The 23,182-nt window shown below is 50.2% G+C and carries 24 protein-coding genes; 13 read left to right on the plus strand and 11 right to left on the minus strand.

The window, feature by feature from the left end:
- The first annotated feature begins 30 nt into the window (after positions 1-30).
- From sppA to yajD, 5 genes are all read left to right on the plus strand, one after another.
- Positions 31-1,887 carry a signal peptide peptidase SppA gene (gene sppA / locus HV243_RS14685; protein WP_016156312.1) on the plus strand — a complete coding sequence of 619 codons (1,857 nt, stop codon included), beginning with the start codon at positions 31-33 and terminating at the stop codon, positions 1,885-1,887.
- 55 nt (positions 1,888-1,942) lie between these two features.
- Positions 1,943-2,959 carry an asparaginase gene (ansA, locus tag HV243_RS14690; RefSeq protein ID WP_016156311.1) on the plus strand — a complete coding sequence of 339 codons (1,017 nt, stop codon included), beginning with the start codon at positions 1,943-1,945 and terminating at the stop codon, positions 2,957-2,959.
- Positions 2,960-2,967: 8 nt separating this feature from the next.
- Complete coding sequence (pncA, locus tag HV243_RS14695; protein WP_100250055.1) at positions 2,968-3,612, plus strand: bifunctional nicotinamidase/pyrazinamidase; 645 nt, start codon at positions 2,968-2,970, stop codon at positions 3,610-3,612.
- A gap of 260 nt (positions 3,613-3,872) precedes the next feature.
- Positions 3,873-5,126 carry a glycoside hydrolase family 18 protein gene (locus HV243_RS14700; protein WP_053389180.1) on the plus strand — a complete coding sequence of 418 codons (1,254 nt, stop codon included), beginning with the start codon at positions 3,873-3,875 and terminating at the stop codon, positions 5,124-5,126.
- 93 nt (positions 5,127-5,219) lie between these two features.
- A complete protein-coding gene (yajD, locus tag HV243_RS14705; RefSeq protein WP_003832478.1) occupies positions 5,220-5,564 on the plus strand; it encodes an HNH nuclease YajD in 345 nt (114 codons plus the stop codon).
- A 44-nt stretch (positions 5,565-5,608) separates the two neighbouring features.
- Here yajD and HV243_RS14710 read toward each other — a convergent pair whose 3' ends face one another.
- Positions 5,609-5,884 carry a YeaC family protein gene (locus HV243_RS14710; RefSeq protein ID WP_016152817.1) on the minus strand — a complete coding sequence of 92 codons (276 nt, stop codon included), beginning with the start codon at positions 5,882-5,884 and terminating at the stop codon, positions 5,609-5,611.
- Between the two features lie 42 nt (positions 5,885-5,926).
- Positions 5,927-6,340 (minus strand): peptide-methionine (R)-S-oxide reductase MsrB, encoded by a 414-nt coding sequence (gene msrB, locus HV243_RS14715; RefSeq protein WP_016152816.1) that lies wholly within the window; start codon positions 6,338-6,340, stop codon positions 5,927-5,929.
- Positions 6,341-6,681: 341 nt separating this feature from the next.
- Between msrB and gapA the strand changes: the two genes are divergently transcribed.
- Together gapA and HV243_RS14725 are read left to right on the plus strand one after the other, a co-directional pair.
- Complete coding sequence (gapA, locus tag HV243_RS14720) at positions 6,682-7,677, plus strand: glyceraldehyde-3-phosphate dehydrogenase (RefSeq protein WP_003030697.1); 996 nt, start codon at positions 6,682-6,684, stop codon at positions 7,675-7,677.
- Between the two features lie 199 nt (positions 7,678-7,876).
- Positions 7,877-8,761 (plus strand): D-hexose-6-phosphate mutarotase, encoded by an 885-nt coding sequence (locus tag HV243_RS14725; RefSeq protein WP_016156308.1) that lies wholly within the window; start codon positions 7,877-7,879, stop codon positions 8,759-8,761.
- Between the two features lie 95 nt (positions 8,762-8,856).
- Here the strand turns inward: HV243_RS14725 and HV243_RS14730 are convergent, their stop codons facing one another.
- The 4 genes from HV243_RS14730 to HV243_RS14745 form a co-directional block, all read right to left on the minus strand.
- A complete protein-coding gene (locus tag HV243_RS14730) occupies positions 8,857-9,711 on the minus strand; it encodes an aldo/keto reductase (protein ID WP_019076612.1) in 855 nt (284 codons plus the stop codon).
- Positions 9,712-9,889: 178 nt separating this feature from the next.
- Entirely contained in the window at positions 9,890-10,243 is a 354-nt protein-coding gene (locus HV243_RS14735; protein ID WP_053389181.1) for a hypothetical protein, read from the minus strand.
- Between the two features lie 10 nt (positions 10,244-10,253).
- The gene (locus tag HV243_RS14740) at positions 10,254-10,496 is read right to left on the minus strand and encodes a hypothetical protein (RefSeq protein WP_053389182.1); all 243 of its coding nucleotides are present in this window, start codon (positions 10,494-10,496) and stop codon (positions 10,254-10,256) included.
- A gap of 579 nt (positions 10,497-11,075) precedes the next feature.
- Positions 11,076-11,822: a MipA/OmpV family protein gene (locus HV243_RS14745; RefSeq protein WP_016152811.1), complete on the minus strand. Its 747-nt coding sequence runs from the start codon at positions 11,820-11,822 to the stop codon at positions 11,076-11,078.
- Positions 11,823-12,256: 434 nt separating this feature from the next.
- Between HV243_RS14745 and yeaG the strand changes: the two genes are divergently transcribed.
- Positions 12,257-14,191 (plus strand): protein kinase YeaG, encoded by a 1,935-nt coding sequence (yeaG, locus tag HV243_RS14750; protein WP_016152810.1) that lies wholly within the window; start codon positions 12,257-12,259, stop codon positions 14,189-14,191.
- Positions 14,192-14,314: 123 nt separating this feature from the next.
- Entirely contained in the window at positions 14,315-15,598 is a 1,284-nt protein-coding gene (locus HV243_RS14755; protein WP_181603843.1) for a YeaH/YhbH family protein, read from the plus strand.
- A gap of 75 nt (positions 15,599-15,673) precedes the next feature.
- On the opposite strand, the gene HV243_RS14760 is transcribed toward HV243_RS14755, so the two are convergent.
- The 3 genes from HV243_RS14760 to HV243_RS14770 are packed head-to-tail and all read right to left on the minus strand — an operon-like array spanning position 15,674 to position 17,583.
- Entirely contained in the window at positions 15,674-16,312 is a 639-nt protein-coding gene (locus tag HV243_RS14760) for a CatB-related O-acetyltransferase (protein ID WP_016156305.1), read from the minus strand.
- A gap of 35 nt (positions 16,313-16,347) precedes the next feature.
- Entirely contained in the window at positions 16,348-16,758 is a 411-nt protein-coding gene (locus HV243_RS14765; protein ID WP_053390089.1) for a hemerythrin domain-containing protein, read from the minus strand.
- 54 nt (positions 16,759-16,812) lie between these two features.
- Positions 16,813-17,583 carry a class I SAM-dependent methyltransferase gene (locus HV243_RS14770; RefSeq protein ID WP_053390090.1) on the minus strand — a complete coding sequence of 257 codons (771 nt, stop codon included), beginning with the start codon at positions 17,581-17,583 and terminating at the stop codon, positions 16,813-16,815.
- A 165-nt stretch (positions 17,584-17,748) separates the two neighbouring features.
- Here HV243_RS14770 and dgcJ point away from each other — a divergent pair, with 165 nt between their 5' ends.
- The 3 genes from dgcJ (at position 17,749) to HV243_RS14785 (ending at position 20,371) form a co-directional block, all read left to right on the plus strand.
- Positions 17,749-19,239: a diguanylate cyclase DgcJ gene (gene dgcJ / locus HV243_RS14775; RefSeq protein WP_053390091.1), complete on the plus strand. Its 1,491-nt coding sequence runs from the start codon at positions 17,749-17,751 to the stop codon at positions 19,237-19,239.
- A gap of 44 nt (positions 19,240-19,283) precedes the next feature.
- On the plus strand, positions 19,284-19,787 hold the full coding sequence (locus tag HV243_RS14780) for a YbaK/prolyl-tRNA synthetase associated domain-containing protein (protein ID WP_053390092.1): 504 nt from the start codon (positions 19,284-19,286) through the stop codon (positions 19,785-19,787).
- A 137-nt stretch (positions 19,788-19,924) separates the two neighbouring features.
- On the plus strand, positions 19,925-20,371 hold the full coding sequence (locus HV243_RS14785) for a DUF441 domain-containing protein (protein WP_016152803.1): 447 nt from the start codon (positions 19,925-19,927) through the stop codon (positions 20,369-20,371).
- Here the strand turns inward: HV243_RS14785 and HV243_RS14790 are convergent.
- Complete coding sequence (locus HV243_RS14790) at positions 20,328-21,146, minus strand: helix-turn-helix transcriptional regulator (protein ID WP_047358592.1); 819 nt, start codon at positions 21,144-21,146, stop codon at positions 20,328-20,330. The two genes, HV243_RS14785 and HV243_RS14790, sit on opposite strands and share 44 nt — an antisense overlap.
- 99 nt (positions 21,147-21,245) lie before the next feature.
- On the opposite strand from HV243_RS14790, the gene HV243_RS14795 reads away from it, so the two are divergent.
- Positions 21,246-22,433 (plus strand): CynX/NimT family MFS transporter, encoded by a 1,188-nt coding sequence (locus HV243_RS14795; RefSeq protein WP_053390093.1) that lies wholly within the window; start codon positions 21,246-21,248, stop codon positions 22,431-22,433.
- A 37-nt stretch (positions 22,434-22,470) separates the two neighbouring features.
- Here HV243_RS14795 and HV243_RS14800 read toward each other — a convergent pair whose 3' ends face one another.
- Positions 22,471-23,178: a CTP synthase gene (locus tag HV243_RS14800; protein ID WP_047417929.1), complete on the minus strand. Its 708-nt coding sequence runs from the start codon at positions 23,176-23,178 to the stop codon at positions 22,471-22,473.
- Positions 23,179-23,182: the final 4 nt, after the last annotated feature.

Here is a 23,182-nt window from a genome sequence, read left to right on the forward strand (position 1 = left end):
TGGCGTGTTGTTAATTGGTAGGGAGAATACATGCGAACCCTGTGGCGATTTATTGCCGGATTTTTTAAATGGACATGGCGATTACTCAATTTCGTCCGTGAATTTGTGCTTAACCTGTTCTTCATCTTTTTGGTGCTGGTTGGCGTGGGCATCTGGATGCAGGTCAGCAGCAGCAACACCAGCGAACACGCTGAGCGAGGCGCGCTGCTGCTGGATATTTCCGGGGTGATTGTCGATAAGCCTTCGAGCACCAGTCGTTTAAGCGTTATTGGCCGTCAGCTGTTTGGCGCCAGTTCCGATCGTCTGCAGGAAAACTCCCTGTTCGATATCGTGAATACGATTCGCCAGGCAAAAGATGATCGCAACATCACCGGCATCGTGATGGATCTGAAAAATTTTGCCGGGGCAGACCAGCCTTCCATGCAGTATATCGGCAAAGCACTGCGGGAATTCCGCGACAGCGGTAAACCGGTCTTTGCCGTGGGCGATAACTTCAGCCAGGGGCAGTATTACCTCGCCAGTTTTGCTAACAAAATTTACCTCTCTCCGCAGGGTTCCGTTGATCTGCACGGCTTTGCCACCAACGGTCTGTACTACAAGTCCCTGCTCGATAAGCTGAAAGTTTCCACGCACGTATTCCGCGTCGGGACCTATAAGTCTGCCGTAGAACCGTTTATCCGCGATGATATGTCTCCTGCCGCGCGTGAAGCCGACAGTCGTTGGATCGGCGAGCTGTGGCAGAACTATCTCGACACGGTCGCCGCCAACCGCCAGATCCCAGCTCAACAGGTGTTCCCAGGCGCACAGGCGATGCTGGACGGTTTGACGAAGGTCGATGGAGATACGGCGAAATATGCGCTCGACAACAAACTGGTGGATGCACTCGCCTCCAGCGCCGAAGTCGAAAAAATGCTGACCAAACAGTTTGGCTGGAGCAAAGCGGATAAAAACTATCGCGCCGTCAGCTATTACGATTATTCGCTGAAAACGCCAGCGGATACCGGAGACAGCATTGGCGTTATCTTTGCGAACGGCGCGATTATGGACGGTGAAGAAACCCCAGGAAATGTGGGGGGCGACACCACTGCCGCACAAATCCGCGAAGCGCGTCTCGATCCGAAAGTGAAAGCTATTGTTCTGCGCGTGAACAGTCCTGGTGGCAGCGTCAGCGCCTCGGAAGTCATTCGTGCTGAGCTGGCTGCGGCAAAAGCGGCGGGTAAACCGGTTGTCGTGTCTATGGGTGGCATGGCGGCCTCCGGTGGCTACTGGATCTCCACCCCAGCCAGTTACATTGTGGCGAACCCCAGCACGTTGACCGGTTCAATCGGGATCTTTGGTGTGATCAACACCGTAGAAAACAGCCTGGATTCCATTGGTGTACATACCGATGGCGTGGCCACTTCCCCGCTGGCGGATATCTCCATCACCAAAGCGTTACCGCCTGAAGTGCAGCAAATGATGCAATTGAGCATTGAAAATGGCTATAAGCGCTTTATCACGCTGGTCGCGGATGCACGTAAGACAACCCCTGAGCAGATTGACAAAATCGCGCAGGGTCACGTCTGGACCGGTCAGGATGCGAAAGCCAACGGACTGGTAGACAGCCTCGGTGATTTTGACGACGCCATCGCGAAAGCGGCTGAGCTTGCCAAGCTGAAACAGTGGCACATTGCGTATTATCAGGATGAACCGACATTCGTCGATATGGTAATGGACAGCATGTCAGGCTCCGTTCGCGCCATGCTGCCCGAAGCTATTCAGGCCATGCTCCCGGCGCCGCTTGCTTCTGCGGCCAGTGCAGTTAAAGCGGAAAGCGATAAGCTGGCCGCGTTTAACGATCCGCAAAACCGATATGCGTTTTGCCTGACCTGCGCCAACGTTCGCTAACAATTGCCCCCTCTTCGGGATGAAGAGGGGTTTTCATTGAGACAGAAGAAAAGTCATGCAAAAGAAATCGATTTACGTTGCCTATACCGGCGGTACCATTGGTATGCAGCGCTCAGAACAGGGTTATATTCCTGTTTCTGGTCATCTCCAGCGTCAACTGGCATTGATGCCTGAATTCCACCGCCCGGAGATGCCAGACTTCACCATCCACGAATACGTCCCGTTGATGGATTCCTCCGACATGACGCCGGAAGACTGGCAGCATATTGCGGAAGACATTAAAGCACACTACGACGATTACGATGGTTTTGTCATTCTGCACGGCACCGACACCATGGCGTTTACGGCTTCAGCGCTCTCTTTTATGTTGGAGAACCTGGGTAAACCGGTAATCGTGACAGGGTCACAAATTCCGCTGGCAGAGCTGCGTTCAGACGGGCAAATCAACCTGCTCAATGCGCTGTACGTTGCGGCAAATTACCCGATCAATGAAGTTACCTTGTTTTTCAACAATCGACTGTTTCGCGGCAACCGTACCACTAAAGCGCACGCCGATGGCTTTGACGCCTTTGCCTCACCCAACCTTGCGCCGCTACTGGAAGCCGGGATCCACATCCGTCGACTGGGAACTCCGCCAGCACCGCACGGCGCAGGTGAACTGATTGTTCATCCTATTACTCCACAACCGATTGGCGTAGTCACCATTTACCCAGGTATCTCCGCTGATGTGGTGCGTAACTTCCTGCGCCAGCCGGTAAAAGCGTTAATTTTGCGCTCCTACGGCGTGGGCAATGCACCGCAAAATAAAGAGTTTCTGCAAGAACTTGAAGATGCGAGCTCGCGGGGCATTGTGGTGGTGAACCTGACCCAGTGTATGTCCGGCAAGGTAAACATGGGTGGCTATGCGACGGGTAATGCCCTCGCCCACGCTGGCGTGATTGGCGGCGCGGATATGACCGTCGAAGCCACGCTCACCAAATTGCATTATTTACTCAGTCAGGGACTGGATGTGCAGAGCATTCGTGAAGCAATGACGCAAAATCTGCGCGGCGAGCTCACCCCGGACGAATAAAGGAGTCTATGCCCATGGCCCGAGCCTTACTGTTGGTCGATTTACAAAATGACTTTTGTGCCGGCGGCGCTCTCGCTGTTCCGCAAGGCGACAGCACAATCGAGATTGCCAACCGTCTGATTGACTGGTGCGCCCTACGCGGCGACACGGTTGTTGCCAGTCTGGACTGGCATCCGGCTAATCACGGTAGTTTTGCTAGCCAGCATCAGGTCGCCCCCTACAGTCAGGGACAACTGGATGGTCTGGCGCAAACGTTCTGGCCCGATCATTGCGTGCAAAACAGCGAAGGGGCGGCCCTGCATCCGCTGCTGAACCAGCGTGCAATAGCGAAAACCTTCACCAAAGGCGAGAACCCGCTGGTCGACAGTTACAGTGCATTTTTTGATAACGGTCGTCGTCAGGCAACCGCGCTGAACGCCTGGCTGCTCGAACACCGTATTGCTGAGCTTATTATCATGGGTCTGGCTAGCGACTATTGCGTTAAATTCACCGCTCTGGATGCGCTCGATCTTGGTTATACCGTCAGCGTTATTACCGACGGCTGCCGTGGCGTCAATATTCAACCCCAGGACAGTGCAGAGGCGTTTATGGAAATGGCCGCAGCGGGCGCAACGCTGTATACGCTTGATGACTGGCTGGAAACCCATCGCTAATACTTTAAAACGCCTTATCCGGCCTATTGAATTTGTGCATGTATGCAAATCTGTAGGCCAGAAAAGGGACTTGCGTCAACACTCAGTAATGTTTGCCCCAACCGATACAACCTACCAGAAATGGTTTGCCGCTTCGCCAACATGACGTGAACACCTTCGCATTTTTCCTGTTATGAAACTGTTAACCTGCAGGTGCTGTTTTTTTCGCCACGCCATTTCCGTGGCGTGTTTGCTTGTTTAAATGTCAAAGAGGAACACCGATGAAACTATTGCCTTTGTTGGCAGCATTACCCCTGCTTTGCGCCAGCGTTGTTTCCGCCAGTTCACTGATGTCAGTTGGCTACTTCAATGGTGGCGGCGACGTCACTGCCGGTCCTGGTGGTGACATCAATAAACTGGATGTTCGTCAGATAACCCATCTCAACTATTCGTTTGGCCTTGTCTACAACAACGAAAAAGACGAGACCAATGACGCCTTAAAAGACGCCAGTAAGCTGCATCAGATTTGGCTTTCACCGAAAGTGCAGGATGATTTACTGAAAATTCCACAGCTGCGTAAACAGAATCCGAACCTGAAAGTATTGCTTTCCGTCGGTGGTTGGGGGGCTCGTGGATTCTCCGGCGCGGCAGCAACGAAAGAATCGCGCGCGGTGTTTATTCAGTCTGCTCAGGAGATAATTGCGAAATATGGCCTTGATGGCATCGACCTCGACTGGGAATATCCGGTCAACGGCGCCTGGGGACTGGTCGAAAGTCAACCGGCCGACCGAGCTAACTTTACCGCGCTGTTAAAAGAGCTCCGCGCCGCATTGGGGCATAAAAAACTACTGACCATCGCCGTGGGCGCAAATGCGGAAAGCCCGAAAAGCTGGGTGGATGTGAAAGCCATTACGCCGTCGCTCGACTACATAAACCTGATGACCTATGACATGGCTTACGGTACGCAGTATTTCAACTCGAACCTGTACGATTCGACACAATGGCCGACAGTCGCCGCGGCGGATAAGTACAGCGCTGATTTTGTGGTCAACAACTATCTTGCTGCCGGTCTAAAAGCGAGTCAGATGAACCTGGGCATTGGTTTTTATGGTCGCGTACCGAAACGCGCTGTTGAGCCTGGCATTGACTGGAGCAAACCTGACGCACAGAAAAATCCTGTTACCCAGCCCTATTTCGGGCCCGCGCAAATTGAATTGTTCAAATCACTGGGCGTCGATCTGAGCAAAGATACCTATGTGAAGTACAACGACATTGTGGCGAAATTGATCAACGATCCGCAAAAGCGCTTTAGCCAGCATTGGGATGATGAAGCAAAAGTGCCGTGGCTGTCAGTGCAGTCTGTGGAGGGAAAAGCGCTCTTTGCCATCTCTTATGAAAACCCGCGCTCGGTAGCGATCAAGGCTGACTACATCAAGAGCAAGGGGCTGGGAGGCGCCATGTTCTGGGAATACGGTGCGGATGACCAAAACCAGTTGGCTAAGCAGTTAGCCGATTCGTTAGGCATCAAACACTGATCCCAACGCCTGACACAATAGGTTATGATTATCGCATTCTGCTGCGCCAGCTTTTGGCGCAGCTTTTCATTTTCTACTGGAGGCATGAGCTTTATGGCTTTTATCCCTAAAAATTACGCCCGTCTGGAAGTCGGTTACCGGGAAAAGGCGCTTAAACTCTTCCCCTGGGTCTGCGGACGTTGTTCCCGTGAGTTCGTGTATTCAAATTTGCGCGAATTGACGGTACACCATATCGATCACGATCACTCCAATAACCCGGAAGATGGTAGCAACTGGGAAATGTTGTGCCTGTACTGCCACGATCACGAACATTCCAAATATACGGAAGCGGACCAGTATGGTTCAACGGTGGTTGCAGGCGAAGATGCACAGAAAGCGGTGGGCGAAGCGAAATATAATCCGTTCGCCGATCTGAAGGCGATGATGAACAAGAAATAACTTCAACTGCGGGCCCGACATAGATGTTTGCCGGGCCTGAGTAATCAGGATTTAAACGTCGCAATGGGTTCGGGCGTAATACCAAACTCCACTTTCAACTGCTGCTTACTCTTCATCACCATCTCACCGTTGGTATCAATCGTCATATGCTGCGCGTCAATATTGTTTCGCGCCTGCCATAACATCACCAGCTGTAAGCAGTTCTCTTTTTGTTCTGCCGTTAGCGCCACGCCATCCGGCCATTTTCCGAGTTCAACGGCAGTTGATAAGCGCTGATAAACTTCCGGCGTCATGCTGTTGATCATCTCATCAAGATTCATGTTAAATCCACTCTCCGTAGAATAATTTGCTGAATCGTTTCTTCAGCCTTTGGTCTGCTCACCGTTTTCACCATCGGTGAAGTTCAAAGACGCTGAGTTAACGCAGTAACGTTCACCGGTAGGTTGCGGACCATCCGGGAAGACGTGCCCCAGGTGCGCATCACAGTTACCACAGCGGATTTCAATGCGCTGCATGCCGTGTGAAGTATCTTTAATGTAACGGATAGCCTCTGCGCTGACAGGCTCGTAAAAACTGGGCCAGCCGCAGCCAGAGTCATATTTTGTCTCGGAACGAAATAGCGGTTTGTCGCAGACCAAACAGTGGTAGATGCCGTCACGCTTGTTGTGCAGCAAACGCCCGGTAAATGGCGGTTCTGTCCCGTGATTCTGCGTCACGTAGAACTGCATTTCGGTTAAATTTTTTTTTAGTTCTTCTGGAGAAGGTTGATTAGCCATTTGCTCACATCTCGCTTTATCTAAACTCACATCGCGAGACAGATTCTAACAAAACATTAACACCAGAGTGCGAACTTTTGTTCTAAACTTGATCCGTGCGAAATGGCAGCCTGCAATTCGTGATCACAATCACGTTTTTATCTTGATTGCCCTTTAAAATTCGGGCCGCCGACCCCATGTGGTTTCAAGCCCAAAGGAAGAGTGAGGCGAGTCAGTTGCGCAAAGCTTAAGCAGCAGATTGATTTGTCGCAATGATTGACACGATTCCGCTTGACGCTGCGTAAGGTTTTTGTAATTTTACAGGCAACCTTTTATTCACTAACAAATAGCTGGTGGAATATATGACTATCAAAGTAGGTATCAACGGTTTTGGCCGTATCGGTCGCATTGTTTTCCGTGCTGCTCAAGAACGCTCTGACATCGAGATCGTTGCAATCAACGACCTGTTAGACGCTGACTACATGGCTTACATGCTGAAATATGACTCCACTCACGGCCGTTTCAACGGTACCGTTGAAGTGAAAGACGGTCATCTGATCGTGAACGGTAAAAAAATCCGTGTTACCGCTGAACGTGATCCGGCTAACCTGAAATGGGACGAAGTTGGTGTTGACGTAGTAGCTGAAGCTACTGGCCTGTTCCTGACAGATGAAACCGCTCGTAAGCACATCACTGCTGGCGCGAAAAAAGTGGTTCTGACTGGTCCGTCCAAAGATAACACTCCGATGTTTGTTAAAGGCGCTAACTTTGACAAATACGAAGGTCAGGACATCGTTTCTAACGCTTCCTGCACCACTAACTGCCTGGCTCCGCTGGCTAAAGTTATCAACGACAACTTCGGCATCATCGAAGGTCTGATGACTACTGTTCACGCGACCACCGCTACTCAGAAAACCGTTGATGGCCCGTCTCACAAAGACTGGCGCGGCGGCCGCGGCGCATCCCAGAACATCATCCCGTCCTCTACCGGTGCTGCTAAAGCTGTAGGTAAAGTACTGCCAGAACTGAACGGCAAACTGACTGGTATGGCGTTCCGCGTTCCTACCCCGAACGTATCTGTTGTTGACCTGACCGTTCGTCTGGAAAAAGCTGCTTCTTACGAAGAAATTAAGAAAGCAATCAAAGCTGCTTCCGAAGGCCCGATGAAAGGCGTTCTGGGTTACACCGAAGACGACGTAGTATCTACCGATTTCAACGGTGAAGTTTGCACTTCCGTGTTCGATGCTAAAGCTGGTATCGCACTGAACGACAACTTCGTGAAACTGGTATCCTGGTACGACAACGAAACCGGCTACTCCAACAAAGTTCTGGACCTGATTGCTCACATCTCCAAATAAGTTGAGATGAAACAGTAATCTGTAAGAGCGACTCAGGTCGCTCTTTTTTTTGCCTGAAGATACCCGTCATACTTCAAGTTACCGGTGTGTTGGCAATGCTCTCTCACCCGAATCACTTACTTCTGTAAGCTCATCGGGATCGTTCACTTGCCGCCGTCCTGCAACTCGAATTATTTAGGGTAAAAAAAAGGATTGCATAATGATTAATAAAATTTTTGCACTTCCGGTAATCGAACAAATTACCCCGGTCCTCTCCCGCCGCCAGCTTGATGAACTTGAGATTCTTGTGGTCGATCATCCACAGGTTAAAGCATCTTTCGCACTGCAGGGCGCACATCTTCTTTCCTGGAAACCCAACGGCGAAGAGGAAGTCCTGTGGCTAAGTAACAATACCCCGTTTAAAACCGGCGTAGCGCTGCGTGGCGGCGTACCAATTTGCTGGCCGTGGTTTGGTCCGGCTGCTCAGCAGGGCCTGCCTTCTCATGGTTTTGCCCGCAACCTGCCATGGACGCTGAAAGCGCACAATGAAGACGACAATGGCGTGGTGCTGACGTTTGAATTGCAAAGCAACGCTGAAACGCGTCAGCTATGGCCGCACGAGTTCTGCCTGCTGGCCCGTTTCAAAGTAGGTGCCACCTGTGAAATGGAACTGGAAGCCCACGGTGAATTTGAAACCACCTCTGCGCTGCATACCTATTTCAACGTCGGTGACATTGCGGCAGTAAAAGTCAGTGGACTTGGCGATCGCCTGATCGACAAAGTGAATGATGCTAAAGAAGATGTGCTGGCTGATGGTATCCAGACCTTCCCGGACCGCACCGATCGTGTCTATCTGAATCCGCAAGCGTGCAGCGTTATCCATGATGATGCGCTCAACCGCAATATCGACGTCGTCCATCACCACCATCTGAATGTCGTGGGCTGGAACCCGGGTCCGGCGCTGTCCGTTAGCATGGGCGACATGCCGGATGACGGCTATAAAACGTTTGTTTGCGTAGAGACGGCTTACGCGACCGCGCCGCAGAAAACCCGCGAAGAAAAACCATCACGCCTGGCACAAACTATCCGCGTTGCTAAACGCTAAAATTGTGTCTGTAGCCTGACGGAACTTGCGCCTTATCCGGCCTACCAAACATTGCGTTGGCCGGATAAGAAGCGTGAGCATCGCCATTCGGCAAATCAGGCCATATCCAGCGCCGTTTTACCCTTTGGCGCTGGATATGCCTTATCTAACTGCTTCAGCTCATCAACTGAGAGCGTTATCTCCAGCGCGGCGGCATTTTGTTCGACATGCGCTATGCTTGCCGCTTTTGGAATCGCCATCACGCCCGGCAGACGGATCACCCATGCCAGCAAAATCTGCGCAGCACTAACATTGTGCGCGTGCGCGATGTCGTTCACCACAGAGTGAGAAAGCAAGTCACCGCGCAATCGCCCCGCCTGAGCCAGCGGACTGTAAGCCATGACCGGCATCTGCTGCTGCTGGCACCACGGCAGTAAATCATATTCAATACCGCGCGATGCTAAATGATAAAGCACCTGGTTAGTGGCACATTCCCGCCCACCTGTGACTTGCCATAACGCCTGCATGTCATCGTAATCGAGATTAGAGACGCCCCAGCGGCGGATTTTCCCCTGCGCAATGAGTGCTTCCATGGCATCCACGGTCTCAGCAAATGAAAAACTGCCCGTCCAGTGGAGCAAATAGAGATCCAGATAATCGGTTTTTAGTCGACGCAGGCTCGCCTCACAGGCGGCAATGGCTTTCTGACCACCGGCATTCCAGGGGTATACTTTCGAGACTAAAAAAGCGCTATCACGACACCCGATTAATGCTTCACCCACTACCTCTTCCGCTGCACCATCTGCATACATTTCGGCGGTATCGATCAACCGCAGACCGAGATCCAGACCAGCCCGCAGCGCTGAAACCTCTTCCCGGCGTCGGCCAGGATCCTCGCCCATGTACCATGTTCCCTGCCCAATAGCAGGCAGCGATACCTGCTTTGTAAACATCACCTGTTTCGCTGTCATCGCGCCCTCCTGTGTTAATGCACCACAGTAAAGCAAAACAACTGGCATGTGTCCTGTTAGGGTGCACAAATTGCACCTTCTAAGATTGGAAGTTGACCGCTATGGCAACAGCAATAAAAAACCCGGGAACAAACAATGCTCCCGGGCCGAATGACAGAAAATCTTAACTGCACTGCGGTTATTTTAAGCGACCTAAATATTTCCCCTCTTTCATCGCGTTAATTTTCCCGTTTTTATAGACAATGACGGAAATCAAGCCCGCGCTATAAGACTGAGCGTCTGCATTGTTCTCATCATTTGCCGCAGCTTTGCCATTAATATAAGCAATACCATCAGCGCCACGTTTAAAGTCTACGCCCAGTTTATTCACATTCACGGGTGTGATTTTACTGGCTTGCAGCGGAGCATCAGCATCGCTGACCATCGTTTTATGTTCATGCTGTAACTGCTGACGGTAAGCCTCGCTGATGGCATAGGCTGGTGCAGCAGCAGATGTTGCGACCAGTACAGCGATAATTATTAATTTCTTCATAAGTTACACCTTAATAATTATTGTGTTTGTGGTGATGACTGGAATTAGTATCATTTGAGTTATATAAGTTTTGCGCGTTCTCCATAGCTTGTTTTTCAGCTACGGCATTGATTGTCGCCTGACGGTTTTGCTCAGCGATATAGCAGGCATCGCGGCTCACGCCCTTGCTTTCGCAAGCACTCATGCGTGAAGCCTCGGTGGAACATCCCGTCAGAATCCCACCCATCACTGCTATCATGATTAACTTTTTCATTATCTCTACCAGGTTTATTCGCAAGAAAACCACATGACATTTAATATCTGAGCCATGCAGCGTTACTGTCTTTACTTATTAAGTTGGAGTAATATCTGCAATCGCTTATTTAATGTCAATTTTAATTTTTTCAGATAAATACCTAAAAGATGTAAAATAAAAATTAACTTAATGATTTTATTTTTTTCAAATGAAAGTTAACTTTCATCGTTACACAACAATAATAAAATAGTTACCTTGCTATTTTTAGTGGCGAGAGTTTCACGATAAAATTATACCGTGATTATAAAATAGAATATTATCAATATATTGCGCAACCAGAAATCACTCTCCCAGAACAATGATTCGTGAAACTGTACAGATACTCTTCCATTCACAAACGAATAGATTTCAGTCTCATCAAACAACAGGTTTAATTTTGGTAATTGCGGCAGGAAAAATACGTTAACTATTTGTTGCGGCCGATGTAATGCCAAAACAGCACAAAAAATCAAATCACATGTTTTGGATCAATATTCATCTCTGATATGCACAAAAAAGCCCGCATCTCTGCGGGCTAGTGTTTGACACGCAGTGGCATCAGAACTTGTAGGTAACACCCGTTGAAATCAGACCCGTCCAGGATTTGTCCACCATCGGGCTGTCTGTCACTTCATCAGACAGGCGGGTATAACGCGCAGTACCGTATACGCTCCAGTTGCCCAGGAAGTTATAGTTTGCGCTGAGCTCCAGATACGGGTTCCAGGAGCTTTCAGGATCGTAGCTACGCAAGCCGCTACGGGCAGATTCATGGCGTGAAACACCATAATAGTATTCATTCTGGTTTTCACTGTTCCACTCGACACCAATCCCCGGAGTCAACGTCAAACCGCCATTGGTATAGCGGTATAACCACGCCAGATCCCATACAATACCATTGCTGTTATCCAGCGTATCGCCTGCAAGGCTGGTACGCAGGAAACCGTATTGCGTGTTGTGAATGTAAGAAAGGCCAGCCATCATGGTGCTCTTACGTTTATCCAGACTACGCAGACGGTTGTCGTCGCTGTCACCCGGTTTGAAGTACATTGGCGACCAATAGGCCATCACCGACAGCTTATCGGTATCGTCATTCCACAGGTAGTAACCACCGCCCAGACCACGGAACCAGAAGTTATCGCTTTCATAAGTCACAACCGGGACCGGGTAAACGTCACTATCGTAATCTTTGTAAGGGTGCTCAACCACACCAACGCCTGCGCCCAGCGTCAGGTTGCTCTCTGCCTGTGCGACGTTAGCGGAAGTGGCGATAAGCACGCTAAGTGCCAGAAGTTTGAGTTTGGTCACAGTCAATAATTCCTTATTTAAATGTGTAGCGGTCAAAGTTTAACCGTCAATACGCTTCAGCCCAACTATTTTACGGATTCGCCCCAGAATGTAACCCCCTAATTTCTCAGCGAGTGATGACATTTTGCTTGCAGGACAGTGAACACCGCATGAATCCTGCCCCATAGATTTACAAAAGATATGCTTTTTTTGCTGATGAGTTATTGATATGCCATTGAAATTCATTTGCGCACACAGGCAAGTTTTGCAAATGCCATCTACGCTTAATTTTAGAAGGTGTATCACCGAATACGTTGATCTCCTGACCACCACAATGGCATGAGAGTTGCTTATTTCTTCAGCAGCGACGTCGTTCAGTTTACCTCTTCAGGGGCCTCTACTATTCATATGAACGGCTCTTAACATGTGCTAAAAAAACGAAAGGACGGCATACCATGAATATATTCGATCACTATCGCCAGCGTTATGAAGCTGCCAAGGACGAAGAGTTCACGCTGCAGGAGTTTCTTACCACTTGTCGGCAAGATCGCAGCGCTTATGCCAATGCGGCAGAGCGGCTATTAATGGCTATTGGTGAGCCTGTCATGGTCGACACTGCCCACGAACCTCGTCTTTCTCGACTCTTTTCGAATCGGGTGATTGCACGATACCCTGCTTTTGAAGAGTTTTATGGCATGGAAGAGGCCATTGAGCAGATTGTTTCTTATTTGAAGCATGCGGCTCAGGGTCTGGAAGAGAAGAAGCAGATTCTGTATCTGCTGGGGCCTGTGGGAGGGGGGAAATCATCTCTTGCTGAGCGGCTGAAGTCGCTGATGCAGCGAGTACCGATTTATGTCCTGAGCGCCAACGGCGAGCGTAGCCCGGTAAACGATCATCCGTTATGCCTGTTTAACCCGCAGGAAGATGCGCAGATCCTGGAAAAAGAGTATGGGATCCCACGTCGTTATCTCGGTACGATCATGTCGCCCTGGGCTGCAAAACGTCTGCATGATTTTGGCGGGGACATTACAAAATTCCGCGTTGTCAAAGTCTGGCCGTCTATTCTGGAGCAGATCGCTATTGCCAAAACGGAGCCTGGTGATGAAAACAACCAGGATATCTCTGCGCTGGTCGGGAAAGTGGATATTCGTAAACTCGAACACCACGCCCAGAACGATCCTGATGCCTACGGTTATTCGGGCGCACTGTGCCGCTCAAACCAGGGGATTATGGAGTTCGTTGAGATGTTTAAAGCACCGATTAAAGTGCTGCATCCTCTGCTGACCGCAACCCAGGAAGGAAACTACAACGGGACAGAAGGTATCTCTGCCCTGCCGTTTAACGGAATTATTCTTGCCCACTCGAACGAGTCCGAATGGGTGACGTTCCGTAATAATAAAAACAATGAGGCGTTCCTTGACCGTGTTTACATCGTCAAAGTGCCTTATTGCCTGCGGATCTCCGAAGAGATCAAAATTTACGAAAAACTGCTTAACCACAGTGAGCTGACCCATGCGCCTTGCGCACCGGGCACGCTGGAAACGCTCTCTCGCTTTACCATTCTTTCTCGCCTGAAAGAGCCTGAGAACTCGAGCATTTACTCGAAGATGCGCGTTTACGATGGGGAAAGCCTGAAAGATACCGATCCAAAAGCGAAGTCCTATCAAGAGTATCGGGATTACGCCGGGGTCGATGAGGGAATGAACGGTCTTTCCACGCGTTTCGCGTTTAAGATCCTCTCACGCGTCTTTAACTTTGACCACGCCGAAGTGGCAGCTAACCCGGTGCATCTGTTCTACGTACTGGAGCAGCAAATCGAGCGCGAACAGTTCCCGCAGGAGCTGGCAGAACGTTACCTTGAGTTCCTGAAAGGCTATCTGATCCCGAAATATGCTGAGTTCATTGGCAAAGAGATCCAGACGGCTTATCTCGAATCCTATTCCGAATATGGACAAAACATTTTCGACCGTTATGTCACTTATGCGGATTTCTGGATTCAGGATCAGGAGTATCGCGACCCGGATACCGGTCAGTTGTTTGACCGCGAGTCGTTGAACTCAGAACTGGAGAAAATTGAGAAACCGGCGGGTATCAGTAACCCCAAAGATTTCCGTAACGAGATCGTCAACTTTGTTCTGCGTGCCAGAGCGAATAACAGCGGTCGCAATCCAAACTGGACCAGTTACGAAAAACTGCGCACGGTCATTGAGAAGAAAATGTTCTCCAATACCGAGGAGCTGCTGCCGGTCATTTCGTTCAACGCCAAAACCTCAACTGACGAGCAGAAAAAACACGACGATTTTGTCGACCGGATGATGGAAAAAGGCTACACGCGTAAGCAGGTGCGTTTACTGTGCGAATGGTATTTGCGCGTACGTAAATCGTCTTAAAATAAGTGCCCGGAGGCGCGTACGCTTGCCGGGCCTACAATACACATCCGTAGGCCGGATATGCTCAGCGCATCCGGCGTTACTGATGTAGCATAAAGTTGGCAAATGCAGTACGGGGGGCTTATGACCTGGTTTATTGACCGGCGTCTTAACGGCAAAAACAAGAGCACGGTAAACCGCCAGCGCTTCTTACGCCGTTATAAATCGCAAATTAAACAGTCGATCTCCGAGGCCATTAACAAGCGTTCGGTGACTGATGTGGATAGCGGCGAATCTGTCTCTATTCCGACTGATGATATTAGCGAACCGATGTTCCATCAGGGGCGTGGCGGCTTGCGCCATCGCGTGCATCCGGGTAACGACCATTTTGTGCAGAACGACCGCATTGAACGCCCGCAGGGCGGCGGCGGTGGTTCAGGAAGCGGACAAGGCCAGGCCAGCCAGGATGGCGAGGGTCAGGATGAGTTCGTCTTCCAGATCTCTAAAGATGAATATCTCGATCTGTTGTTCGAAGATTTAGCACTTCCTAACCTGAAGCAGAATCAGCAGCGTCAGTTAACGGAGTACAAAACGCACCGGGCAGGTTTCACCTCTAACGGCGTGCCTGCCAACATTAGCGTGGTTCGCTCCCTGCAAAACTCACTGGCGCGCCGCACAGCGATGACGGCAGGTAAGCGTCGCGAACTGCATGCGCTCGAAGCGGATCTGGAAACCATCGCAAAAAGTGAACCAGCGCAGTTGCTGGAAGAGGAACGGTTACGCAAAGAGATTGCCGAACTACGGGCAAAAATCGAACGCGTGCCGTTTATCGACACCTTTGATTTACGCTACAAGAATTATGAAAAACGGCCCGATCCTTCCAGCCAGGCAGTGATGTTCTGTCTGATGGACGTCTCCGGTTCAATGGATCAGTCGACCAAAGATATGGCCAAGCGTTTTTATATCTTGCTGTATCTGTTCTTGAGTCGGACCTACAAAAACGTGGAAGTGGTTTATATTCGCCACCATACCCAAGCGAAAGAGGTGGATGAGCACGAGTTCTTCTACTCTCAGGAAACCGGGGGAACCATTGTTTCCAGCGCGCTGAAGTTAATGGATGAAGGGGTAAAAGACCGTTACGACCCGGCCCAGTGGAACATCTATGCCGCACAGGCCTCGGACGGTGATAACTGGGCGGATGATTCCCCGTTGTGTCATGAGATTCTGGCGAAAAAACTGCTGCCGATGGTGCGATATTATAGCTATATCGAAATCACCCGCCGCGCGCACCAGACCTTGTGGCGTGAATACGAACATCTGCAATCAACGTTTGAAAACTTTGCGATGCAGCATATCCGCGACCAGGATGATATTTATCCGGTCTTTCGCGAACTGTTTCATAAGCAAAGTACAACCAGCAATAGCTAATCACATACATAAATCAGCCAGAGGTTATCTCCTCTGGTTGATTTTTATGACCTCGCGTTTCGACCACATGTTATGTCATTTAGCATTTTGTCTCAGGCTAGCCACTTCCACTTCGAGCGCGGAAATATCGCCAGAAGACAACAGCGGTTGCATTTTCACGAGCGACTCTTCCGGAAGTTGATACAAATTAAGGGCCAGTATTCGTTCAATATCCCCCACCGGCAGGCGATATTTTATTATTTTTGCCGGATTACCGCCGACTACCGCATACGGTGGCACATCTTTAGTCACCACCGCACCTGCTGCGACAACAGCGCCCTCCCCGAGCGTAACGCCTGGCATGATCATGGCGCGCATGCCTAACCAGCAACCATCATGCAACACCGTGTCACCCCGAAACTCGTAGGCATCTTTGATCGACGCCATAAAGGGATAAAGACTGATCCAGTCAAGCCGGTGCGTACTATTTCCCCCCATCAGAATAACGCTCTCAGCGCCAATGCAGACGAAATTCCCAATAATCAACTTATCCAAATGCCCAAGCGGTTCCCAGTCCCGGCTGATCTCATCACCGAGTAAATACCGCACCACCGAACGTTCGAATCCATGATCCCAGCAGTCACTGTAATAGCTATGCGTACCCTTAATAACTATATTAGGGTTGGTCACTGTCTGATGAAGGTACTCCATTCTCGACCAGTGTTTTTCTGACACTTCGCCATCCTTTTATCATTGTGTTTTAAAACACCCTACATCCTTTCCACCAGCGGATAGAAGTCTTTATTTTCTTTTTGCATACGCTCATACACTTTGCGTAGAACATTGTTGGCATCACGTCTGAATGCCTCATCATTACCTTTTAATTTACTGGCAATATTCCAGCGCCGGGAAAAAACTTCATATTCGCTGACGATATCCGTCATTTCACGTTGAAATTTTGAGCTAACCTTTCTGAGCATACTATTTCCATCCTGCTCAATATGTGGATAAAGGAACTGATATTCAGCAGACAAATGTGTTTTTATAATGGCACTCATGCTAACGATCGCAGTTGCAATTTCCTGGGCATTGGATGATACGCCTGCATGGCTCAACGTACGTAGAAATGATATTTTTTCCAGAATTTCAACATGCTGATTTTTCATTTTATCAATATTCATCCTTTTATCCTTTTATCCTTTTATCCTTTTATCCTTTTATCCTTTTATCCTTTTTTATTTTCCCTTTACGGAGCAGCAGGCAATGTAGTTTAGCTGGTGACGTTGCGAACGGAAGAAGCGAAACATTTTCAGGAACCGGCGACGATTTTCGCGTGTGCGTAAGCCGTTAAACACAATTTTAACCGCCCCAGTCAGCCCTTCATCACGAATTAATCCTCGCGGCGACATCAGCGACATATCGCCATTCTGCTGCAAGACCTGTGCAAACCCACTGTTCAGAAATAAATCGCGCCAGCCTTGTCTGGTCATCGGGCTAACGTTTGATTTCACTACCTCTACAAGCTGGCCCTGCTCGCCCGCGCCCAGTTTTTGTGCGGTGAACATAATGTCGTGAGTTAACAGACGCCCGCCGGGCTTCAATACGCGATAATATTCGGCAATTAACTTCGCCTTCGCTTTATCGGCATACATTGTCAGCATGGCTTCGTTGATCACAACGTCGAAACTGTTATCCGCAAATGGAAGGGTGTTAGCGTTAGCTGCCATAACGTGAATGTGATTTTCCAGACCATTTGCCGCCACGTTATTTCTGGCGTTTGCCAGTGCGGTTTTATCCATATCAATGGCGTATACCGTACAACCAAAACGTTGAACTAACTCTATCGCCGTCGTGGCCATGTTACACGCCACTTCCAGCACCTGGCTGTCGGGCGTCAGCAGTGACTGGCTGAACAACCACTCTGTTGCTTCAACGCCCCCCGGACGCAGACGGGTTTTGCCCAGGCTGGCTAAGAACGTATGGCCCGCTTTATCAGTCGCGCTCATCTGCTTGTCTCCTTTCTTATAAGTTGCATTATAAATACAACAATAAGAGTTAAAGGTGAAGCACGCGAATAATTTTTATTACAAAATGCCCTTCCCAGTAGCGTTAGAGCGGATGAATGCCGTGTGATAGACTGAAGTATCAGACTTACAGGGCTGTACATCATTATGCAATTGCATCATAAAGCGCTCAGGCTCTTTATCTCCGTCAGCGTAGTTGTTTTGACGTTTTCTTTTTTGGTTTATGAGCTCATTGCCAGCGATAAAGCAATGAATGCGTACATGCGCTATATCAATGAGAAAGCCGACTCGTCGTTTCTCTATGATAAGTATACTAATCAAAGTATTGCAGCCCATCTGATGCGCACATTTTCATCCCCCCAGGTACCCGCTTCTATCGAGCAACAAAAAGCACTTTGCAACTCTTTCGACAGCGTTAACGGCACTCATGGGCTCAACCTCACCCAGCATAACTACCTACCATTACACGGTACGTTGCAAACCCCCACCACAAAATGTAGCGAGAAACTTGAAGACATATTTCTACTGCCCTCTTTTGACCGGGCGGTAAACGTTAATCGTGAACAGAAAGATTACGGTCATGGTTTAGGTATGCAGGAGTATAAATTTCGATATTACGTCGATCTCAAAAATAACTACGTCTATTTCTTTGATCTGGTCGACTCGCGGAAATTTGCGATACACAACTGGTCGTTTTTGCAAAAAGGAAACCTGGGTATCAACCAGAATGATATTGACGGTATTTTCACTGGCCGCACGGTAATCTCCCGTATTTATGAAGATAACCTGACCGAGAAAAAAGTGATGAGCTTTTTAACACCGGTCTACTATGCCGGTAAGTTAAAAGGCGTGGTGATGGTGGATATTAACAAAGAGAATTTAAAGAATATTTTCTATACCAGCGACCGTCCTCTCGTCTGGCGCTATCTTAACGTGACGCTTTCGGACATCAACTCAGGTAAAGAGATACTCGTTCACCAAAGTGAGAACAACCTGTTTAGCTATGTTCACTACCAGGAGGACATGCCTGGCGGTATACGCATCACCTTATCGCTTGATTTTATGTACTTTATTGTCTCCTCCTGGAAAGTATTCGCCTTCTATCTGCTGGCGACAATACTGTTGCTGAATATGGTCAGAACGCATTTTCGGCTGTATCACAACGTCACGCGTGAAAATATCAGTGACGCGATGACCGGGCTCTACAACCGCAAAATTTTAACGCCGACGCTCGAACAGCGTTTACAGCAGTTGGTAAACGCGGGCACCCTTGTGACCTTTATCGCCATTGATTGCGATAAACTAAAAGTCATTAATGATACGCTGGGGCATAAGGAAGGCGATCGCATTATCACCATTCTGGCTAGAGCCATTCAAACCTCGATTCGCAAAAACGACTATGCCATCCGCCTCGGTGGGGATGAGTTTTGCATTATCCTCATCGATTACCCCGCTGAATTAACGCCACGTCTGCTGGAGAGGATTCGCTATAACTTACAAATTATTGCGCAAGATAGAGCAATCAGCTTCTCCGCAGGGATTTATAATATGCAGCCAAGCGACACCATTGATGATGCCTACAAAGCATCCGATGCACAGCTCTACCTGAACAAACAGAAAAAACGCGCGGATGCGTAATCATTTTTCTGACAGGATTTTCATTGTTGTACCAGGAGTAAGTCATGACGGAAGTGAACAAAGGTAACGCAACGCATCAGCGTTTAATTTCGCTGTTGTCAGAACAAGGCGCGACGTATCGCGTGGTAAGCCATGAAGCGGTCGGCAAATGTGAAGCGGTTTCTGAAATTCGCGGTACCGCACTGGGCCAGGGAGCAAAAGCGCTGGTTTGTAAGGTCAAAGGCAACGGCGTTAATCAGCATGTCCTGGCGATTCTTTCTGCCGACCAGCAGGCCGACCTGAGCCAGTTAGCCAGTCATATCGGCGGGTTAAGAGCATCACTTGCCAGCCCGGCGGAAGTCGATGCGCTGACAGGCTGTGTATTCGGCGCTATTCCACCGTTTAGCTTCCATCCAAATCTTAAGCTGGTCGCCGATCCGCTATTGTTTGAGCGTTTTAACGAAATTGCGTTCAATGCCGGAGTGCTGGAAAAATCCGTGATCATGGATACCGCAGATTACCTACGTATCGCGAAACCGGAATTACTCCCGTTCCGCCGCGTACAATAGCCGCTCGAGTCAGGTGTAAAAACGTAGCATCGTGCATTAGCCCAAAAAAAATCATAATCATTAAAAAAAGCCTGTTCCGTCACGCGTTTACGCGTACAGTAAGCAGGCTTATTTTTTCTTTTGGCAAGGAAACTACGATGTTTGATGTCACTCTGCTGATCCTGCTCGGACTGGCAGCTCTGGGCTTTGTCAGCCACAACACCACTGTCGCTGTTTCAATTCTGGTGCTGATCATTGTTCGTGTTACCCCTCTGAATACTTTCTTTCCATGGATAGAAAAACAGGGCCTGACCGTCGGGATTATAATTCTAACCATTGGCGTCATGGCGCCGATCGCCAGCGGAACGCTCCCCCCCTCCACGCTCATCCACTCCTTTGTGAACTGGAAATCACTGGTCGCTATTGCCATCGGGGTATTCGTCTCCTGGCTTGGCGGGCGCGGTGTCACGCTCATGGGCAGCCAGCCTCAGCTTGTGGCCGGTTTACTGGTGGGTACGGTACTGGGCGTGGCGCTATTTCGCGGTGTGCCGGTGGGACCGCTCATTGCGGCAGGTCTGGTGTCATTGATTGTTGGGAAGCAGTAGCCAGTCCAGCCAGATAACGGCCTGGCGTCTGTCCCAGGCCTTTTTTGAACATGGTGATAAATGCCGTGGTCGAATCGTAACCGAGCATTTGCGCAACCTGTTGCACGTTATGACCATCTATCAGCGCCTGCAACGCCAGAATCAATTGAAGCTGGTGACGCCAGCGGCGAAAACTCAACCCCGTTTCTTTAACGACCAGACGGGCGAGGTTCCGCTCACTCATCGCAAATACGCTGGCCCACTGTCCCAGCGTCTGCCACTGCGCGGGCTCCCGCGCCATCGTCGCGACCATTCTGCGGATTTTCGGGTGATCGGAAACCGGCAACTGCATTTGCTCCTGCGGCTGCTGCGGGAGTTCATCAAATAGCACTTGTGTCAGCCGCTGGGTAGACGGCTCCAGCCGTTGATCATCCGTTTTGGACGCCAGCGCCAGAATGAGCTCCCGACATAATGGGGCGATTTTCAGGGTGCAGCAGCGTTCAGGCATCACTACTGCCTGCGGCTCAATAAACAAAAAGCACAGTTGCGCCCCAACGGTAACGTGATTGCTGTGTGGAATTTCACCGGGGATCCATACCGCATATTGTGGAGGCACCATCCACATAGCATTTTCAACCTCACAGGTGATCGCGCCATGCAAGGCCAGAATCAACTGCCCCTTACGGTGCTGATGCAGCGGACTGAAGAGTTCATCTTCCCGGGCCTGAATACAAAACGCCACCGCCGCATCGTGGTAAAGGTCGGGCTCATACCCATCCAGTCTCAGTCCTAACATAAAAATGTCCGTTTTTAGCGATAAACTGTCATTTTAGCTTGATTCATCCATTGAGTAAAAACGCTAAAGTATCGCCTCGCCTGACGATATGAGAAAAAAATGACAAATATGCCTTCCTCCCGCGGCAAAAACGCAGCCTGGCTGATCGCGGGGATCCTGATGATTGCCACCACGCTGCGCGTCACCTTTACCGGAGCCGCCCCGCTGCTGGATGCAATTCGCACCGACTACGGCCTGAGTACCGCCCAGACGGGACTTCTGACCACCCTGCCGCTGCTGGCCTTCGCACTGGTATCGCCTCTGGCCGCCGCCGTTGCACGCCGTTGGGGTATCGAATGCAGCCTGTTTGCCGCAATGCTACTGATTTGCGCTGGTATTGCGATACGTTCTCTGCCCACGCCAGGTTTCCTGTTTAGCGGCACCGCTATCATTGGTTGCGGAATCGCGCTGGGAAATGTGCTGTTACCTGGGCTGATTAAGCGTGATTTTGCTCAGCATGTGGCAAAACTCACTGGCGCATACTCGCTGACTATGGGCGCAGCGGCGGCACTGGGTTCAGCTATTGTGGTTCCGCTGGCGCTGAACGGGTTTGGCTGGCGCGGTGCGCTGATGGTACTGATGGTCTTTCCGCTGCTGGCGCTGATTATCTGGTTACCCCAATGTCGCCAGACAGCCAATGCCAGTTTGAGCAACTCGCGCGCTTTGCATTCCCGCGCGATCTGGCGTTCGAGCCTTGCCTGGCAGGTGACGCTGTTTCTCGGGATCAATTCACTTATCTACTACGTGATCATTGGCTGGCTACCCGCCATTTTAATCAGCCACGGCTACAGCGAAGCGCAGGCCGGTTCGTTGCATGGTTTACTGCAACTGGCAACCGCCGCGCCGGGGTTATTGATCCCTCTCGTCCTGAACAGATTTAAGGATCAGCGCGCTATCGCCGCACTGGTTTCGTTAATGTGCGCCGTCGGCGCAGCGGGATTCGCGGTAATGCCCGGGCAGGCTTTGCTATGGACCATACTGTTTGGCTTTGGCTCAGGCGCCACAATGATCCTTGGTTTGACCTTTATTGGCCTGCGCGCAAGCTCAGCGCATCAGGCCGCGGCACTGTCCGGCATGGCACAATCCGTCGGGTATTTACTGGCTGCCTGTGGGCCACCGCTGATGGGTAAGATTCACGACCTCAATGGTAGCTGGCTGATTCCATTAGCTGGGGTCGCCGTGTTAGCGATACTGATGGCGGTGTTTGGTTTGTGCGCAGGGCGTAATCGGGAGATAGCAAGCGCATAAAGCAGCGGGCAGGTTTGAGAACAACCTGCCCGTTTTTTTATCCTCGCGCAGCGCGCAGCATTGCCTGAACTAACTGCACGGGTTTTCCCGCCAGCGCTCCACGTTCATGCTGAAAGAGTGTGCCGACAAAAAAAGGATGCGTCACCAGCTCAATGGCACGGATATCACCCGCCTCATCCCAGCCAGTCACACGAAGATCACCGCTCTCAAGCTCGGCGGCAAAATCTTCCGATACGCCATAGTTACAGTGATACCCCTCGGAGATAACACCCCGTCCGTAGGCTTTGGCAATCAGCGTATTGGCCCTCAGTTCAATATCATCCGTTTTTTCTACCAGCGAGCAGGTCAACGGTGCGATGACCATCCGCCCCGTGGTATCCGTTTCCGCATGGGCAGCATCACTCCAGCCCAGCACGTTGCGGGCATACTCCAGAATCGCATGTTGAAAACCGCCACAGGTCCCGAGGAATGGGATGCTGTTTTCACGCGCGTAGCGTATCGCGATCAGTGCGCCTTCCAGGTGCCGATATGGACTGCCAGGAACGACCCAAATAGCATCATAGCCAATCAGATCTTCACTGCTGCTAATATCAGAGGTGGTTAGCCAGTCATAATCAGCCACTAATTCCAGGACGGCAGCGGCATCATCGATAGCAAGAGGGATGGCCTGATGCGCCACAATATCAGGGCTGTAATCACCCACCAGCGCAATGCGAAGCGTATCTTTAAACGGGGAAATTTCCATTAAG

The organism is Citrobacter sp. RHBSTW-00599, assembly GCF_013784065.1.
Taxonomy (GTDB): domain Bacteria; phylum Pseudomonadota; class Gammaproteobacteria; order Enterobacterales; family Enterobacteriaceae; genus Citrobacter; species Citrobacter braakii.